Raw genomic sequence first — 15075 nt, 5'->3', positions numbered from 1 at the left:
GTGGTGCGTTCTTCCGCTTTCCGTACGTCAGTTGGACCGATCGACTGTACGGCCGGATCGGGGACGGACTCTACGGCAGCGTGCGGCACAGCGTCTCCAGGGCCCCCGCCCAGGCGTGGTCCGGCGGGGTGCCGTAGCCGACGACGACGGCGTCCACGGGGCCGGCGGTGGCGTCGGGGTGGCGGAAGACCGACAGGCCGTACAGGCCCAGTCCGTGCCAGGCCGCGGCGCGCACGACCGACTGCTCGGTGCCGGGCGGCAGTCGCAGTACGGCGTGCAGCCCGGCCGCGATGCCGGTCACCCGCACCTCGGGGGCGCGGGCGGCGACCTGGGCGACCAGGGCGTCGCGGCGGCGGCGGTAGCGCAGCCGGGCGGAGCGGACGTGACGGTCGTAGGCGCCGGAGGTCAGGAACTCGGCCAGGGTCAGCTGGTCCAGGACCCCGTTGGTGTCCAGGCCGCCGCGGGTGGCCGTGAGGTCGTCGGCGAGGCCGGGCGGCAGCACCATCCAGGCCAGCCGCAGGCCGGGGGCGAGGGACTTGCTGGCCGTGCCGAGGTGGACCACGCGGTCGGGGTCGAGCCCCTGGAGGGCGCCGACGGGCTGGCGGTCGTAGCGGAACTCGCCGTCGTAGTCGTCCTCCAGGACCAGGCCGCCGGTGCGCCGCGCCCAGTCGACGACCGCCGCCCGCCGGTCGGGGTGCAGGGGCATGCCGAGCGGGAACTGGTGGGCCGGGGTGAGCAGTACGGCACCCGCGTCCCGGGGGACGTCGGGGTCGGTGCCGAGCGCGTCCAGGGGCAGCGGGACGGTACGCAGTCCGGCGGCGGTCAGCAGGTCGCGGTGGACGTGGAGGCCGTACGACTCGACGGCGACGGTGTGCACGCCGCGTGCCCGCAGCACGGTGGCGAGCAGGGTCAGGCCGTGGGCGAAGCCGCCGCAGATCAGCACGCGTTCGGGTTCGGCGCGGACGCCGCGGGCCCGGGCGAGGTAGTCGGCGAGGGCGCCGCGCAGCTCGGGGCGGCCGCGCGGGTCGCCGTAGCCGAGGGCCTCGTTGGGGGCGGCGGTGAGGGCGCGGCGGGCGGCCCTGAGCCACTCGGCGCGCGGGAAGGACGCCAGGTCGGGGGTGCCCGGGCGCAGGTCGTAGGCGGGGCGGGCCGGGGTGCGGGGGCGGGGGGCCGTGCCGGCGGGCGGTACGACGGCGCGGTCGGCGACGCGGGTGCCGGAGCCCTGGCGTGCGGTGAGCCAGCCCTCGGCGACCAGGTCGGCGTAGGCGTCGGCGACGGTGTTGCGGGCGATGCCGAGGTCGGCGGCGAGGGTGCGGGAGGAGGGCAGGCGGGTGCCGGGGGTCAGGCGGCCGGTGCGGACGGCCTCGCGCAGGGCGTCGGTCAGGCCGCGGCGCAGGCCGGGGCCGGCCGGTTCCAGGTGGAGGTCGATACCGAGAGTGGCCCAGGGATTCGCCATGGAAATGGACCATACCCGTGGGCTGCTTCGTTCCTAGGCTCGACCGCATGACGACGACGGATGACACGACCGCTGATGAGACGACCGCTGCCGGGACGACCACCGGCACGGCGGCCGGCGCGTACGCCGCCGAGCTGCCCGTGCGGCTGCGCTGGGCCGAGCACGCGCCGGAGGTCTACAAGGCGATGATCCGGCTCGACACCGCCGCCAAGCGGGGTCTGGACCCGAAGCTGTACGAGCTGGTGAAGATCCGCGCCTCGCAGCTCAACCACTGCGCCTTCTGCCTCGACATGCACACGAAGGACGCGCTCGCGGCCGGCGAGAGCGTGGAGCGGATCGTGCAGCTCGGCGCGTGGGAGGAGTCGCGGCACTTCTACACGGACAAGGAGCTGGCGGCGATCGAGCTGACCGAGGCGGTCACCGTCCTGACCGACGGTTTCGTGCCGGACGAGGTGTACGAGAAGGCCGCGGCCCTGTTCGAGGAGGCGGAGCTGGCGCAGCTGATCTCCGCCATCGCGGTGATCAACACCTGGAACCGCTTCGGCGTGACCTGCCGCATGACGCCGGGCCACTACCGCCCGGGGCAGCACGGATGACGGCCCGTACGACCCGCCTGGACCCCGGCGTCCGTGCCGCGTTGAAGGCGGTGGGCGCCGCCGCCAAGCGGGGTCTGGGCGACCCGGGCCTGGCCGAGCTGGTGCAGGTCCGGGCCTCGCAGCTCAACCACTGCGCCTTCTGCCTGGACATGCACCTCGGCATCGCGCGCGAGCAGGGCGTGAGCGGGCAGCAGCTGAACTTGCTGGCCGCCTGGGATGAGGCCGGCGAGGTCTTCGACGCCCGGGAGCGGGCCGCGCTGGCGCTCACCGAGGCGGTGACGGTGCTGACGGAGGGGTTCGTGCCCGACGCGGTGTACGAGGAGGCCGCCCGGCACTTCGACGCCGACGGGCTGGCCCACCTGCTGGCGCTGATCGCGACGATCAACACCTGGAACCGGCTGATGGTGGCCCGGCGGATTCCCGCGGGGAGCACCGAGTGGTGACCGGCGTCGAGCGGTTCCGCTCCCTGCACCACGGCCGTACCCCGGACGATCCCCTCGTCCTGCCCGGCCCCTGGGACGCGGCGAGCGCGCGGGTGTTCGCGGCGGCCGGGTTCCCGGCGCTCGCGACACCCAGCGCCGGGGTGGCGGCCTCGCTCGGGTACGAGGACGGGGCGACGCCGGCCGACGAGATGTTCGCGGCGGTCGCGCGGATCGTGCGCGCCGTGGACGTCCCCGTGTCGGCGGACGTGGAGGGCGGGTACGGGCTGGCGCCGAAGGAGCTGGTGGACCGGCTGCTGGAGGCGGGCGCCGTCGGCTGCAACCTGGAGGACTCCGCGGACGGGGTGCTCAAGGACCCGGCGGAGCACGCCGAGTGGCTGGCCGGGGTGCGGGAGGCGGCCGGCGACCGGCTGTTCCTGAACGCCCGGATCGACACGTTCCTCCGGGGCGTCGAGGCTCCGGAGGCGGCGGTCGAGCGGGCCGCCGCGTATGTCGCCGCGGGCGCCGACTGCGTGTATCCGATCGCCGCCCCGGTCGCCGTACTGCCACTGCTGCGGGCCGGGATCCAGGGGCCGGTGAACGTGCTCGCGCGTGTCGGCCAGGGCCCCTCGCCCGCCGGACTCGGCGGGCTCGGGGCCACCCGGATCACGTTCGGGCCCGGTCTCCAGCGCCACGCCGAGCAGGCGGTGCGGGAGACCGCGCAGCGCCTCGCGGCCCGGCTGCCGCGGTGAGGGTCAGGGCAGCCACTTCTTCCAGACGGACTCGTGGCCGGCCACCCACTTCTCCGCCGCGACCTGGGGCCGCATCTTCTGCTCGGCGATCATCAGGGAGACCTGGTTCTGGTCCTCGGTCGTCCACTTGAAGTTCTTCAGGAACCGGGCCGCCTCGCCGCCGTCCTTGGCGAAGTCGGCGTTGAGGTACTTCTGCAGCGGGGTGACCGGGTAGGCGCAGTCGACCTTCGCCGGGTCGGCGTCGCAGCCCTCCTCGTACGGCGGCAGCTTCACCTCGGTCATCGGGACCTTCTGCATCAGCCACTGGGGGGTGTACCAGTAGCTCAGGAAGGGCTTCTTCTCCTTGGCGAACTGCTGCATCTGGGTGATCTGGGCGGCCTCGGAGCCGGCGAAGACGACCTGGTAGTCCAGGTCCAGGTTCTTCACCAGGGCCTTGTCGTTGGTGACGTAGGACGGGGAGCCGTCCAGGAGCTGGCCCTTGCCGCCGCTCTCCGCGGTGCGCAGCAGGTCGGCGTACTTGTCGAGGTTCTTCCAGTTGGTGACGTCGGGGTGCTTCTTCGCGAAGTAGGTCGGCACGAACCAGCCGATGTGCCCGGTGACGCCGAGGTCGCCGCCCGCGGCGATGGTCCTCTTGTCCTGGACGTAGCGCTGTTCCTGCTCGGGATGGCCCCAGTCCTCCAGGATGGCGTCGACGCGGCCCTGGCTGAGCGCGTCCCAGGCGGGGACCTCGTCGACCTGGACGGTGTCGACGCGGTAGCCCAGCTCGTGCTCCAGCAGGTACTGGGCGACGGCCACGTTGGCCTGGGCACCGACCCAGGACTGCACGGACAGGGTGACGGTCTTGGCGCCCTGGGCGTTGGCGAACGGGGACGCCTGCTTGGTCATGTCGGCGGCGCCGCAGCCGGTCAGCAGGGTCAGCGCGGCCGCGCCCGCGATGGCGGAGGTCGTACGCACACGCAGTCGCATGTCAGGCTCCCTTCTTCGTCGTACGGCGTTCGGTGGGCTGGGTGACGCGGTCGAGCATCAGGCCGAGGCAGACGATCGCGGCGCCCGCGACCAGACCGGTCGCCAGGTCGCCCTGGGCGAGGCCGAAGACGACCTGGTAGCCGAGCGCGCCACCGCCGACCAGGCCGCCGATGATGACGACGGCGAGGACCAGGACGACGCCCTGGTTGACGGCGAGCAGCAGGGCCGGGCGGGCCAGCGGGAGCTGGACCTGACGCAGCTGCTGTCCGCTGCTCGCGCCGAGCGAGCGGGCCGACTCCATGGCGGCCGGGTCGACCTGGCGCAGCCCCTGGGTGGTGATGCGGACGACGGCCGGGAGGGCGTAGACGACCGCGGCGGCCACGGCGGGCGCGCGGCCCACGCCGAACAGGGCCACGACCGGGATCAGGTACACGAACTGCGGCATCGTCTGGAAGACGTCGAGCACGGGTCGCAGCAGGCGCTCGACGCGGTCGCTGCGGGCGGCGGCGATGCCGGTGGCGAAGCCGATGACCAGGGTCACGGCGACGGCGGCGAGCACCTGCGAGAGCGTGTCCAGGGACGGGTTCCACACGCCGAGCACGCCGATCGCGGCCATGGCGAGGACGGCGGTGAGCGCGGTGCGCCAGGTGCCGATCAGCCAGGCGAGGGCGGCGACGACGAGGAGCACGGACCACCAGGGCAGCCACTGGAGGCCGTCGCGCAGCGGGTTGAGGACCCAGCTGGTGAAGTGCGCGGCCCAGTCGGCGGTGCCGCCGACGACGGGCACGCCGGAGTACAGGTGGGCGGTCATCCAGTCGACGGCCCGGTTGACGGGCTCGGCGATGTCCACCTCCCACCCGTCGGGCCAGTCGAGGAAGCCCGCCAGTCGCCCGGCGAGCGCGACGGCCGCGGCGACGACGAGGGCGTACAGCCAGGTCACCGGGGACTTCCCGGACTCGCCGAGCCGCTCCCCGGCCGCGCCGGTCACGCGGTCGAGGACGACGGCGAGCAGCACGATCGGGATGCCGGCCGCGAGGGCTGCGCCGACGTCGACCGAGGCGAGCGCCTGGTAGACGCGGTCGCCGAGGCCGCCGGCGCCGATGACGGAGGCGATGACTGCCATGGACAGCGCCATCATGATCGTCTGGTTGACGCCGAGGAGGAGTTCCTTGCGGGCCAGCGGAATGCGGGCGGTGAGCAGCCGCTGGCGGGCGGTGGTGCCGAGGGACTCGACGGCCTCCAGGACCTCCTTGTCGGCGCCGCGCAGGCCGAGCGAGGTGAGCCGGGCCATGGGCGGGGCGGCGTAGACGACGGTGGCCAGGACGGCGGCGGGGACGCCGATGCCGAAGACCAGGACGACGGGGAGGAGGTAGGCGAAGGCGGGCAGCACCTGCATGGTGTCGAGCACCGGGCGCAGGACGCGGTCCATCCGGTCGGACAGGCCCGCGGCGAGGCCCAGCAGGGCGCCGGCGACGACCGACGCGAGGACGGCGACGACCATGAGGGCGAGGGTCTGCATGGTCGGCACCCACATGCCGAGCAGGCCGCAGGCCAGGAACGCGGCGGCGGTGCCCGCGGCGAGCTTCACGCCGGCCACCCGCCAGGCGACCAGGGCGCCGATCGCGGTGACCCCGGCCCAGCCGACGGCGAGGAGAGCGAGGTACACGGCGCGTACGGCGATGACGACGACGTTGCTGACGTGGCCGAAGAAGTAGAGGAACAGGGGGTGGCTGTCCCTGTTGTCGATGATCCAGTCGCTGGCCTTGCCGAGGGGTTCGGAGACGTCGACGGTGAGGGCGGTGGGCCAGGTGGCGCCGGGCCACTGCGTGGCGGCTATGGGGGCGAGGATCGCTGCCGCGAGGGCGAGGATCAGGAGCTTGCGGACGGCTCTGTGGGTGAGGATGCCCGGCGGGGCGGCTTTCTGCGAGGCCGGTGCGGTGATCGTTGCCATCAGACCGGCTCCTCGGTGGTGGGCGCGGCGGGGGTCGTCGCTGCGCCCGCTACCACCGACAGGAGGTCGGTCGCGTCCACCACGCCCAGGCAGCGGCCCTCGGTCATCACTCGGGCCGGGGAGCCTGCCCTTGCTACCGCCTCTATGGCCTCCGAGACCGTGGCCTCCGGGCGGATCGCCGGGCCCGTGCCCGCCTCGTCGGCGGAGGCGGCGGGGCGCATCGCCGTGCGGACGGTGAGGACCTGTTCGCGCGGGACGTCGCGGACGAACTCGCGGACGTAGTCGTCGGCGGGCGAGCCGACGATCTCCTCCGGTGTGCCGAGCTGCACCACCCGGCCGTCGCGCATCAGGGCGATGCGGTCGCCGAGTTTGAGCGCTTCCTGGAGGTCGTGCGTGATGAAGACCATCGTGCGGCCCTCCTCGCGGTGCAGCCGGACGACCTCCTCCTGCATGTCGCGCCGGATCAGCGGGTCCAGCGCGCTGAACGGCTCGTCGAAGAGCAGCACCTCGGGGTCGACGGCGAGGGCGCGGGCAAGGCCGACGCGCTGGCGCTGGCCGCCGGACAGCTGGCCGGGGCGGCGGTGCTCCAGGCCCTCCAGGCCGACCTTGGCGACGACCGCGGCGGCACGCTCGCGGCGCTCGGCGCGGCCCATGCCCTGGACTTCGAGGCCGTAGGCGACGTTGTCCAGGACGGTGCGGTGCGGGAGCAGGCCGAAGTGCTGGAAGACCATCGCGGCACGGTGGCGGCGCAGCTCGCGCAGCCGCGACCGGTCCATCGCGCGGACGTCCTCGCCGTCGATGGCGATGGACCCGGCCGTCGGCTCGATGAGGCGGGTCAGGCAGCGTACGAGGGTGGACTTGCCGGAGCCGGACAGGCCCATGACGACGAAGACCTCGCCCTTGCGCACGTCGAAGGAGACGTCGGCGACGGCGGCGGTGCAGCCGGTGCGGGAGCGCAGCTCGGCCGGGCTTAGGGCGGTGAGGTCCGGGTCGGCGGGGACGCGGGCGGCCTTGGGTCCGAAGACCTTCCACAGGCCGTCGACGGAGAAGACCGGGGGCCGCTCGGCCACGGTGTCGGTGGCGGCGGCGGTGTCCTTGGCGGTCGTGCTCATCGGGCGTCACCGCCGATCAGCTCGACGGCGCGCTCGCCGACCATGAGGACGCCGATCATCGGGTTGACGGCGGGCATGGTCGGGAAGACGGAGGCGTCGGCGATGCGCAGGCCCCGCAGGCCCCGGACGCGCAGTTCGGGGTCGACGACGGCCTGCTCGTCGGTGGCGGCGCCCATGCGGCAGGTGCCGGCCGGGTGGTAGACGGTGTGGGCGACCTTGCGGGCGTACTCGCTCAGCTCCTCGTCGCCGGTGACGTCCGGGCCGGGGCAGACCTCGCGCTTGAGCCAGCCGGCCAGCGGCTGGGTCTGGGCGATCTCGCGGGCGATGCGGATGCCGTCGACGAGGGTGCGGCCGTCGTAGTCGTCCTCGTCGGTGAAGTAGCGGAAGTCCAGGGCGGGCTTCTCGGCGGGGTCGGCGCTGGTGAGGTGGAGGCGGCCGCGGGACTTGGGCTTGGGGATGTTCGGGGTCATGGAGACGCCGAACTCGGGGCGTTTGTAGCCGAGGCGCTCGGGGTTGTCCGTGAACGGGATCTGGTAGAAGTGGAACATCAGGTCGGGGCCCGCGTGTTCGGGGTCGCGGCGCACGAACAGACCGGCGTCGGAGTCCATCGCGGAGTTGTCCGGGATGGGGCCTTCGGTCTCCCACACGATCACCGACTCGGGGTGGTCGAGCAGGTTCTCGCCGACGCCGGGCAGGTCGAGCGCCACGGGTATGCCGAGGGCTTCGAGGTCCTTACGAGGACCGATGCCGGAGTGCAGCAGCAGGCGCGGGGAGTCGACGGCACCGGCGCACAGGACGACCTCGCCCCGGGCCTTGACCAGGATCTCCTCGCCGTCCTTGGTGCGCACGTGGACGCCCTCGGCGCGGGTGCCGTCGAGTTCGAGCCGGTACGCCCAGGTCTCCAGCATGAGCGTCAGGTTGGGCCGCTCGTCCATCACGGGGTGCAGATAGGCCACCGACGCCGAGGACCGCTTGTTGTTCTCGGGGTGGTAGGCGAGGTCGAAGAATCCGACGCCCTCGGTGAACGGCTTCCTGTTGAAGCCCTCGACCCGGGGGACCTCCAGCGTCTTCTGCGCGGAGTCGACGAAGTCCCGGGCGATGGCGTTGCGGTCCTTCTCGTCGACCGGGACGATGTTGTTCTTCAGCCGGGCGAAGTACGCCTCCATCTGCACCGCGCCCCAGCCCTTGGCTCCTGCGGCCTCCCACTCGTCCCAGTCGGACGGCAGCGGCTTGAAGGCGATGAGGGTGTTGTGCGAGGAGCAGCCGCCGAGGACGCGGGCGCGGCTGTGCCGGATGTGCGAATTGCCGCGAGGCTGCTCGGTGGTGGGGTAGTCGTAGTCCAGTTCGCCGCCGAGCAGGCCCATCCAGCGGCGCAGGGTCAGCACGTCGTCGCGGCCGACGTCGCTGGGGCCGCCCTCGATGACGGCGACGGTGACGTCCGGGTTCTCGGTGAGCCGGGAGGCGATCACCGATCCCGCGGTGCCGCCGCCGATGACGACGTAGTCGTAGACGTGGGTGGTTTCGGGCATGGAGGTACTCCAGTGGGGCGAGCGGATGATGACGAAGAGGAGTGCGGGGACGACGCGGTGGGGTCAGCCGGCGAACCAGCGGACGGGCTTCGGCGCGAGGTTCTGGTAGACGTGCTTGCTCTCGCGGTACTCGGCCAGGCCCGCGGGGCCGAGTTCGCGGCCGACGCCGCTCTTGCCGAAGCCGCCCCACTCCGCCTGCGGCAGGTAGGGATGGAAGTCGTTGATCCACACGGTGCCGTGCCGCAGCCGGCCCGCGACCCGGCGGGCCCGTCCCGCGTCGGCGGTCCAGACGGCACCGGCCAGACCGTACTCGGTGTCGTTGGCGAGGGCTACGGCTTCGTCCTCGGTGCGGAAGGTCTCGACGGTGAGGACCGGTCCGAAGACCTCCTCCCGTACGACCCTCATCTCCCGGTGGCAGTGGTCGAGGACGGTCGGCTCGTAGAAGTAGCCGGACTCGGGCCGCAGGGGCGACGGCTCGGGGCGCTTGCCGCCGCAGCGCAGTTCGGCGCCCTCGGCGAGGGCGGAGGCGACGTAGTCCTCGGTCTTGGCGCGCTGCTGCTCGGAGACGAGCGGACCGCACTCGACGCCGTCCTCGGTGCCGCGGCCGAGGCGGATCTGCCGGGCGCGGCGGGCGAGTTCGGCGACGAAGCGTTCGCGGACCGACTCCTCGACGATGAGGCGGCCGCCCGCGGAGCAGACCTGGCCGCTGTGGATGAAGGCGGCGTTGAGGGCCTGGTCGACGGCGGTGTCGAAGCCCTCCTCGGTCTCGCAGGCGTCGGCGAAGACCACGTTGGGGTTCTTGCCGCCGAGTTCGAGGGCGACCTTCTTGACGGTGACGGCGGCGGCCTGGGCGACCTTGGTGCCGCTGAGCAGGCCACCGGTGAAGGAGACCAGGTCGACGTCGGGGTGCTCGGCGAGGCGGGCGCCGACGGTGTGGCCGGGTCCGGTGACGATGTTCGCGACGCCGGTGGGGAGGCCGGCCTCGACGAGCAGGTCGATCAGGGCGACCGTGGTGAGCGGGGTGATCTCGCTGGGCTTGATCACGAAGGTGTTGCCGGCGGCGAGCGCCGGGGCGATCTTCCAGCTGGCCTGGAGGAGCGGGTAGTTCCAGGGCGTGATCATCGCGCAGACGCCGACCGGCTCGTGCACGACGACGCTGTGGACGTCGGGAGAGCCCGCGTCGACGACTCGGCCCGGGGCCTCGCCGGCGACGAGGTCGGCGAAGTAGCGGAAGGCGTCGGCGACACAGTCGATGTCGACGCGCCCCTCCTCGACGGTCTTGCCCGCGTCGCGGCTCTCCAGCAGGCCGAGCGTCTCGCGGTCGCGCACGAGGAGGTCGGCGACGCGGCGCAGCAGGGCGGCGCGCTCGGCGACCGGGGTGTGCGGCCAGTCGCCCGCGTCGAAGGCGCGGCGGGCGGCGGCCACCGCGAGGTCGGTGTCCTTCTCGTCGCCCTCCGCGACCACGGCGAACGGCAGGGCGTCCGCGGGGTCGAGGATCTCGCGCGTGGCCCCGGAGGACGCCGCGAGCCACTCGCCACCGGCGTGGATGGTGGCGCGTGACCGCAGTTCTCTACTGTCCGCCATGATCGTCAATGCCTTCCGTTCCCTGTCGAGCCCCCGTGAGTCACGTGGGTGTCGTCCACGGGACCGGGTGCACCTGCCCTTGTGCCCCGGATGCATGCGGCTCGGGGACCGGAAGTGTGCGGAGTCACGAAACAAAGGGACGAAAGGGAACTAAAACCCCGCCCGGGGCACGCGGACGCTCACAGGGTGTCCGTGCCGGTCCCGCAAGGCGCGTTCGGCGGGCAGAAGTGGCCGAGAGCCGTGAGCAGCAGGTCCCGCTCGTCGTCGCGGCCGTCCGCGTCGGGTCCGTAGGCGGCGATCGCGTACACCTCGCCGTCGGCCGCCACGAAGCGCTCGTCGACGACGTGCCAGGTGCCGACGTCCGGTTCGCCCTTGACGGAGTCGGCGAGGTACTCCAGCCGGGAGCCGGTGAAGTCGCCGTCGTCCAGGGTCTGGAGCGAGAGCTTGCGGAAGCCCTCGGCCTTGGGCGTCTCGTCGGAGAGGAACAGCTCGAAGGACGCCTCGGGCGAGGCCTCCTCCACCTGGTACACCTGCAGCCGCAGCTCACCGTCGGAGCTGCGGTAGTTGACCACGTCGATGCCGTACTGCGAGGGCACCGCCTCACGCACCCAGCCCACGGGCCGGGCGACGGTGAAGCCCTCCGGGTCGGCGTACGCCTCGTAGCCCGCGGGCAGCGCGGTGTCCGGGCCGGACGGCGATCCGGACACGTCGGTGGGTGTCCCCGGCTCCCCGGTCCGCAGCTCCGAGGTGTCGGAGGCGGAGGGAGGGGCGGTGGGGTCGGAGGCGGTGGGGGACGTGCCCGCCGGGGCGCCGCGGTCGTCCGTGCCGTCGTCGCCCGGGAGCACCAGCGTCAGTACGAGCGCGACCGCGGCCCCGGCCGCGGCGGCACCGCCCAGCACGGACCACACGAGCCGGCGGCTGGGCCCGCGGGGAGCGGAGGGGGGCGGCACCGGCGGGGGCCAGGAACCGGTGCCGGGCGTCTCCGGCGCGGGCCGGCCGCCGTGCGTCTCGGGCGCGGGCCGGCCGCCGTGCGCGGGCGGCGGCACCGGCGCCGAGACGTCCTCCGGCCGGCCGGTCTCCGCGCCCGGCGGTGTCTCGGGCGCGGACACCGGCCGGGGCGGTGGCGGCGGGGTGGCCGCGGCGGCACCGGCCGCGGTGTCCTCCCAGCGCTGGGTCGTCTCGTTCCAGTACCGCTGCTGTCCCCCGCTCACCGGTTCAGAGCCCCAGCAGTCCGGCGACCGTCCCGAAGGACGCGAACAGCGACAGGACGGCCTGCGAGTCCTCGACCAGGGTCCGCAGCCGCTGGAGGCGCCCCTCGGGAGCCGTTCCGGTGCGGGTGATCTCCTCCTCGGTGTCCGCGAGCGCCGTGTCCAGCTCGTCGGTCCGCTCGGTGCGCTGGATCCGCGCCAGGTCGGCCCGCAGCTCGCGCACCGCCTTCAGCAGTTCCTCGGCGGCCTGGTCGCGCGGGGCCGTGGCGCCGTAGTGGCTCGTGACGTTCGCGTTGTCGCCCACGGCGAAGGTCGCCCCCTGGGCGTTGCCGATGTGGACGTTCGGCTCATTCTGCGCCATTGCTTCCGGATCCCTTCTGCGGCGCGGGGCCGCCGGTCGTGGACGAGACGTGGGACTTGTCGCCGACGGCGAAGGTCGCTCCCTCGGCGTTGCCGATGTACGTGCTGCCGTTGCTGAGGTTCACGATCTTCTGCACGAACTCGCCGGTCTCGAAACCGGCGTCGCCCAGGGCCAGTCGTACGCCGTGGCTCACGCGGTCCTGGATGCTCCTGAGGTAACGGCTCACGTCCATCTCCTGGAAGGTGGACCCGGCGGGCGTGGCGGCCAGCTCCCTGACGGAGACGGCGGGACCCGCGGGGAGCGCGCCGGCGTGTCCGCCGGTCAGCAGCCGCCAGCCGTACACCAGGCCCCGGCCGAGCGTGACCAGGGAGCGGCCCACGGAGCCGGGCACCAGGACGGCCGCCCCGGCCGCCTTGCCCAGCACGTTGTTGTTGCGGAAGCGGTGGGAGGTGCGGTCGGCGTCCTTGAAGTCCGCGCGCACCGGGGTCAGCACATGGGGCGCGATCTCCAGCATGAGCATGCGGCCCTGGGTGTGCAGGCGCACGAAGACCGTGACGACCAGCTCCTCCTCCCAGCCGCCGACCCTGATCCGCAGGAAGTGCCGCCGCTTCTCGGCGCCCTCCTCCACGGCGCTCGTGCGGTGCTGCTCGAAGGACTCCGGGCCGTACGGGGCCTGTTCCCGGTCGAGCAGGCCCTCCACCGGGAGGAACACGCACTCGTCGACCTCCAGCCGGCGCAGCCGGTCGCGCACCCCGGCGCCCGCGTACTCGGAGGGCAGCCGCAGTTGCTCGATCAGGGGCCGGACGCGGTCCAGGATGGCGCGGTTGCTGAGGGGCTGCTGCTTCTTCTCGTCGTCGGGCCGCAGCTCCACGGCCAGCACCCAGGTGTCGTACGCCGCTCCCGCCCCGCAGAACGGGTGCTTCTCGTCGTACATGATCAGCGGTGCGTGCTGCTCCAGCCGGATGCGTCGCATCAGCCGCTGGAACCGGGTGCCCTCGGCCTTCTCCGCCGGGTCCGAGGCCGCGTCCGGGAAGCGCTGCGGGGAGAGCTCGGCGGCGAGCGCGCGGGCGAACTGGCTGCGCTGCGCGGCCACGCACAGCCCGATGAGGACGAGGACGGCGAGCCCGAACCAGGCCTGCCACACTTCGATCAGGCCGTCGTCCCCGGACGGGACCAGCACGTCGGTCACGTCCCGCCAGTCGGCGCCGTCGGAGCCGTAGTCCCCGTAGCCGCCGTAGTAGCCGTCCGACGGTCCGGACGAGAAGCCGCCGTCCGAGCCGTCGCCGAACGAGAAGGCGTAGGCGATCAGGTAGAACGTGAAGAGGGCGAGCTGGACACGCCCCCACCAGCGCGCCAGGAAGGCCACGAGGCGCCGGTGCAGGGGCGGCCGCTCGGCGCGTCCCCTGATCCAGGGGGCCAGGGCGAGCAGCACGCTGGGCCAGAGGAAGAAGGCGAGCAGCCCGCCGCTGAGCAGGATCCCCACCACCCACAGCCCGATGACGGCCGCGGCCCACAGCAGTTCGTGCCGGCGGGCCCGCAGGGCGTGCGCGAGGACCCGGGCGGCGTCGAAGCCGAGCGACGGCGCCACGATCCGCTGCTGGTCGAGGTACAGCTCGTCGATGACGCGGTCCCGGTAGCCGGAGTCGAGGTAGACCCCGGCGCACAGCAGGCGGGTGGCCTCACTGGCGTACGGCGGGACCGGCGGGGGCTCCTGCGGTGCTCCCCCGTGGGGCTGCTGTGGTTGCTGAGGCACGTAGGCGGTGCTCACGCCGATCCCCCGATGCGCGTGAAGTCCGTCGCCGACGACGGACGACTTGACGGGGCATCAGCATAGGGGAGCCGCGGGGCCGGCGGGTCCGGAACGTCAACAGCGGGGCCCGGGGAAACGGGACGGTCCCCGGGCCGCCGTGGCGGAACCGGGGACCGGTGCACCGGCCGGTTACCCGATCGGGTGAGCCGGCGGTGTCCTGGTGCGGTGCGGCGTGTGACGCGCCGCACCGCCCTGTGCTGCGTGTCAGATGAGGCCGAGACCGCGGACCGCCTCGCGCTCCTCCGACAGCTCCTTGACGGAGGCGTCGATGCGGGCGCGGGAGAACTCGTTGATCTCCAGGCCCTGGACGATCTCGTACGAGCCGTCCTTCGTGGTCACCGGGAAGGACGAGATGATCCCCTCCGGGACGCCGTAGGAGCCGTCCGACGGGATGCCCATGGAGGTCCAGTCACCCTCGGCGGTGCCGTTGACCCACGTGTACACGTGGTCGATGGCGGCGTTGGCGGCGGAGGCGGCCGAGGAGGCGCCGCGGGCCTCGATGATGGCGGCGCCGCGCTTGGCGACGGTCGGGATGAAGTCCTCGGCGAGCCACTTCTCGTCGCCCACGACCTCGGCGGCGTTCTTGCCGGCGACGGTGGCGTGGAAGATGTCGGGGTACTGGGTGGCGGAGTGGTTGCCCCAGATGGTCAGGCGCTTGATGTCGGCGACCGTCGAGCCGGTCTTCTTCGCGAGCTGGGTCAGCGCGCGGTTGTGGTCGAGGCGGGTCATCGCGGTGAAGCGCTCGGCCGGTACGTCCGGGGCGGCGGCCTGGGCGATCAGGGCGTTGGTGTTGGCCGGGTTGCCGACGACGAGGACCTTGACGTCGTCCGCGGCGTGGTCGTTGATGGCCTTGCCCTGCGGCTTGAAGATGCCGCCGTTGGCCTCCAGGAGGTCGCCGCGCTCCATGCCCTTGGTGCGGGGGCGGGCGCCGACGAGGAGGGCGACGTTGGCGCCGTCGAAGGCCACGTTCGGGTCGTCGGTGATCTCGATGCCCTGGAGGAGCGGGAACGCGCAGTCGTCCAGCTCCATCGCGGTGCCCTCGGCGGCCTTGAGCGCCGGAGTGATCTCCAGGAGGCGCAGCTTGACCGGCACGTCCGCGCCGAGCAGCTGGCCGGAGGCGATGCGGAAGAGCAGGGCGTAACCGATCTGGCCGGCCGCGCCGGTGACGGTGACGTTCACGGGAGTGCGAGTCATGGCGTTCTCCGTATGACAGCTGGCGGTGGGGCGTCCCGGCCCCGGGCGTTTGATCGATCTCTTGGTATCAAGAGATCCATCCAGCCGTCAGGCTATCGCGCCCGTGGTGTCCGGCACGTCCGGGTCCGTGTGGCCCG

Annotated in this window: 13 protein-coding genes; 3 read left to right on the top strand and 10 right to left on the bottom strand. The window is 73.1% G+C overall.

The window, feature by feature from the left end:
• Positions 1–70: 70 nt before the first annotated feature.
• A complete protein-coding gene (locus ACIQFU_RS04830; protein ID WP_402548975.1) occupies positions 71–1456 on the bottom strand; it encodes a PLP-dependent aminotransferase family protein in 1386 nt (461 codons plus the stop codon).
• A 47-nt stretch (positions 1457–1503) separates the two neighbouring features.
• Here ACIQFU_RS04830 and ACIQFU_RS04825 point away from each other — a divergent pair, with 47 nt between their 5' ends.
• Genes ACIQFU_RS04825 through ACIQFU_RS04815 form a run of 3 tightly spaced genes read left to right on the top strand, consistent with a single transcriptional unit; the run spans position 1504 to position 3223 of the window.
• On the top strand, positions 1504–2052 hold the full coding sequence (locus ACIQFU_RS04825; protein WP_402548973.1) for a carboxymuconolactone decarboxylase family protein: 549 nt from the start codon (positions 1504–1506) through the stop codon (positions 2050–2052).
• Positions 2049–2495, top strand: coding sequence for a carboxymuconolactone decarboxylase family protein (locus ACIQFU_RS04820; RefSeq protein WP_402548971.1), 447 nt, complete (start codon positions 2049–2051; stop codon positions 2493–2495). Before ACIQFU_RS04825 ends, ACIQFU_RS04820 begins: the two co-directional genes overlap by 4 nt.
• Positions 2489–3223, top strand: coding sequence for an isocitrate lyase/phosphoenolpyruvate mutase family protein (locus tag ACIQFU_RS04815; protein WP_402548970.1), 735 nt, complete (start codon positions 2489–2491; stop codon positions 3221–3223). The genes ACIQFU_RS04820 and ACIQFU_RS04815 overlap by 7 nt, the downstream gene beginning before the upstream one ends.
• 3 nt (positions 3224–3226) lie before the next feature.
• Here the strand turns inward: ACIQFU_RS04815 and ACIQFU_RS04810 are convergent, their stop codons facing one another.
• From ACIQFU_RS04810 to ACIQFU_RS04770, 9 genes are all read right to left on the bottom strand, one after another.
• Positions 3227–4183: an ABC transporter substrate-binding protein gene (locus ACIQFU_RS04810; RefSeq protein ID WP_402549252.1), complete on the bottom strand. Its 957-nt coding sequence runs from the start codon at positions 4181–4183 to the stop codon at positions 3227–3229.
• Positions 4184–4190: 7 nt separating this feature from the next.
• Positions 4191–6140, bottom strand: coding sequence for an ABC transporter permease (locus tag ACIQFU_RS04805; RefSeq protein ID WP_402548968.1), 1950 nt, complete (start codon positions 6138–6140; stop codon positions 4191–4193).
• Entirely contained in the window at positions 6140–7252 is a 1113-nt protein-coding gene (locus tag ACIQFU_RS04800) for a glycine betaine/L-proline ABC transporter ATP-binding protein (RefSeq protein WP_402548967.1), read from the bottom strand. Before ACIQFU_RS04800 ends, ACIQFU_RS04805 begins: the two co-directional genes overlap by 1 nt.
• Positions 7249–8781 carry a GMC family oxidoreductase gene (locus tag ACIQFU_RS04795; RefSeq protein ID WP_402548965.1) on the bottom strand — a complete coding sequence of 511 codons (1533 nt, stop codon included), beginning with the start codon at positions 8779–8781 and terminating at the stop codon, positions 7249–7251. The genes ACIQFU_RS04800 and ACIQFU_RS04795 overlap by 4 nt, the downstream gene beginning before the upstream one ends.
• Positions 8782–8844: 63 nt before the next feature.
• Positions 8845–10365 carry an aldehyde dehydrogenase family protein gene (locus ACIQFU_RS04790; RefSeq protein ID WP_402548963.1) on the bottom strand — a complete coding sequence of 507 codons (1521 nt, stop codon included), beginning with the start codon at positions 10363–10365 and terminating at the stop codon, positions 8845–8847.
• Between the two features lie 179 nt (positions 10366–10544).
• Positions 10545–11576 carry a hypothetical protein gene (locus ACIQFU_RS04785; protein ID WP_402548962.1) on the bottom strand — a complete coding sequence of 344 codons (1032 nt, stop codon included), beginning with the start codon at positions 11574–11576 and terminating at the stop codon, positions 10545–10547.
• A gap of 4 nt (positions 11577–11580) precedes the next feature.
• A complete protein-coding gene (locus tag ACIQFU_RS04780; protein ID WP_402548961.1) occupies positions 11581–11934 on the bottom strand; it encodes a hypothetical protein in 354 nt (117 codons plus the stop codon).
• Positions 11921–13702, bottom strand: coding sequence for a hypothetical protein (locus ACIQFU_RS04775; protein ID WP_402548960.1), 1782 nt, complete (start codon positions 13700–13702; stop codon positions 11921–11923). Before ACIQFU_RS04775 ends, ACIQFU_RS04780 begins: the two co-directional genes overlap by 14 nt.
• 246 nt (positions 13703–13948) lie before the next feature.
• Positions 13949–14938: a malate dehydrogenase gene (locus ACIQFU_RS04770; protein WP_402548959.1), complete on the bottom strand. Its 990-nt coding sequence runs from the start codon at positions 14936–14938 to the stop codon at positions 13949–13951.
• Positions 14939–15075 lie beyond the last annotated feature (137 nt).

The sequence above is a fragment of the Streptomyces sp. NPDC093065 genome, from assembly GCF_044754585.1.
GTDB lineage: Bacteria > Actinomycetota > Actinomycetes > Streptomycetales > Streptomycetaceae > Streptomyces.
The sequence above is the reverse complement of the archived record's forward strand: the minus strand, read 5'-3'. Positions and strand labels throughout refer to the sequence as shown.

What these genes read in the sequence shown, in the direction of transcription:
- ACIQFU_RS04830 (WP_402548975.1), bottom strand. Translation starts at nt 1,456, where the DNA reads ATGGCGAATCCCTGGGCCACTCTCGGTATCGACCTCCACCTGGAACCG.
- ACIQFU_RS04770 (WP_402548959.1), bottom strand. Translation starts at nt 14,938, where the DNA reads ATGACTCGCACTCCCGTGAACGTCACCGTCACCGGCGCGGCCGGCCAG.
- ACIQFU_RS04820 (WP_402548971.1), top strand. Translation starts at nt 2,049, where the DNA reads ATGACGGCCCGTACGACCCGCCTGGACCCCGGCGTCCGTGCCGCGTTG.
- ACIQFU_RS04800 (WP_402548967.1), bottom strand. Translation starts at nt 7,252, where the DNA reads ATGAGCACGACCGCCAAGGACACCGCCGCCGCCACCGACACCGTGGCC.
- ACIQFU_RS04795 (WP_402548965.1), bottom strand. Translation starts at nt 8,781, where the DNA reads ATGCCCGAAACCACCCACGTCTACGACTACGTCGTCATCGGCGGCGGC.
- ACIQFU_RS04805 (WP_402548968.1), bottom strand. Translation starts at nt 6,140, where the DNA reads ATGGCAACGATCACCGCACCGGCCTCGCAGAAAGCCGCCCCGCCGGGC.
- ACIQFU_RS04825 (WP_402548973.1), top strand. Translation starts at nt 1,504, where the DNA reads ATGACGACGACGGATGACACGACCGCTGATGAGACGACCGCTGCCGGG.
- ACIQFU_RS04790 (WP_402548963.1), bottom strand. Translation starts at nt 10,365, where the DNA reads ATGGCGGACAGTAGAGAACTGCGGTCACGCGCCACCATCCACGCCGGT.
- ACIQFU_RS04780 (WP_402548961.1), bottom strand. Translation starts at nt 11,934, where the DNA reads ATGGCGCAGAATGAGCCGAACGTCCACATCGGCAACGCCCAGGGGGCG.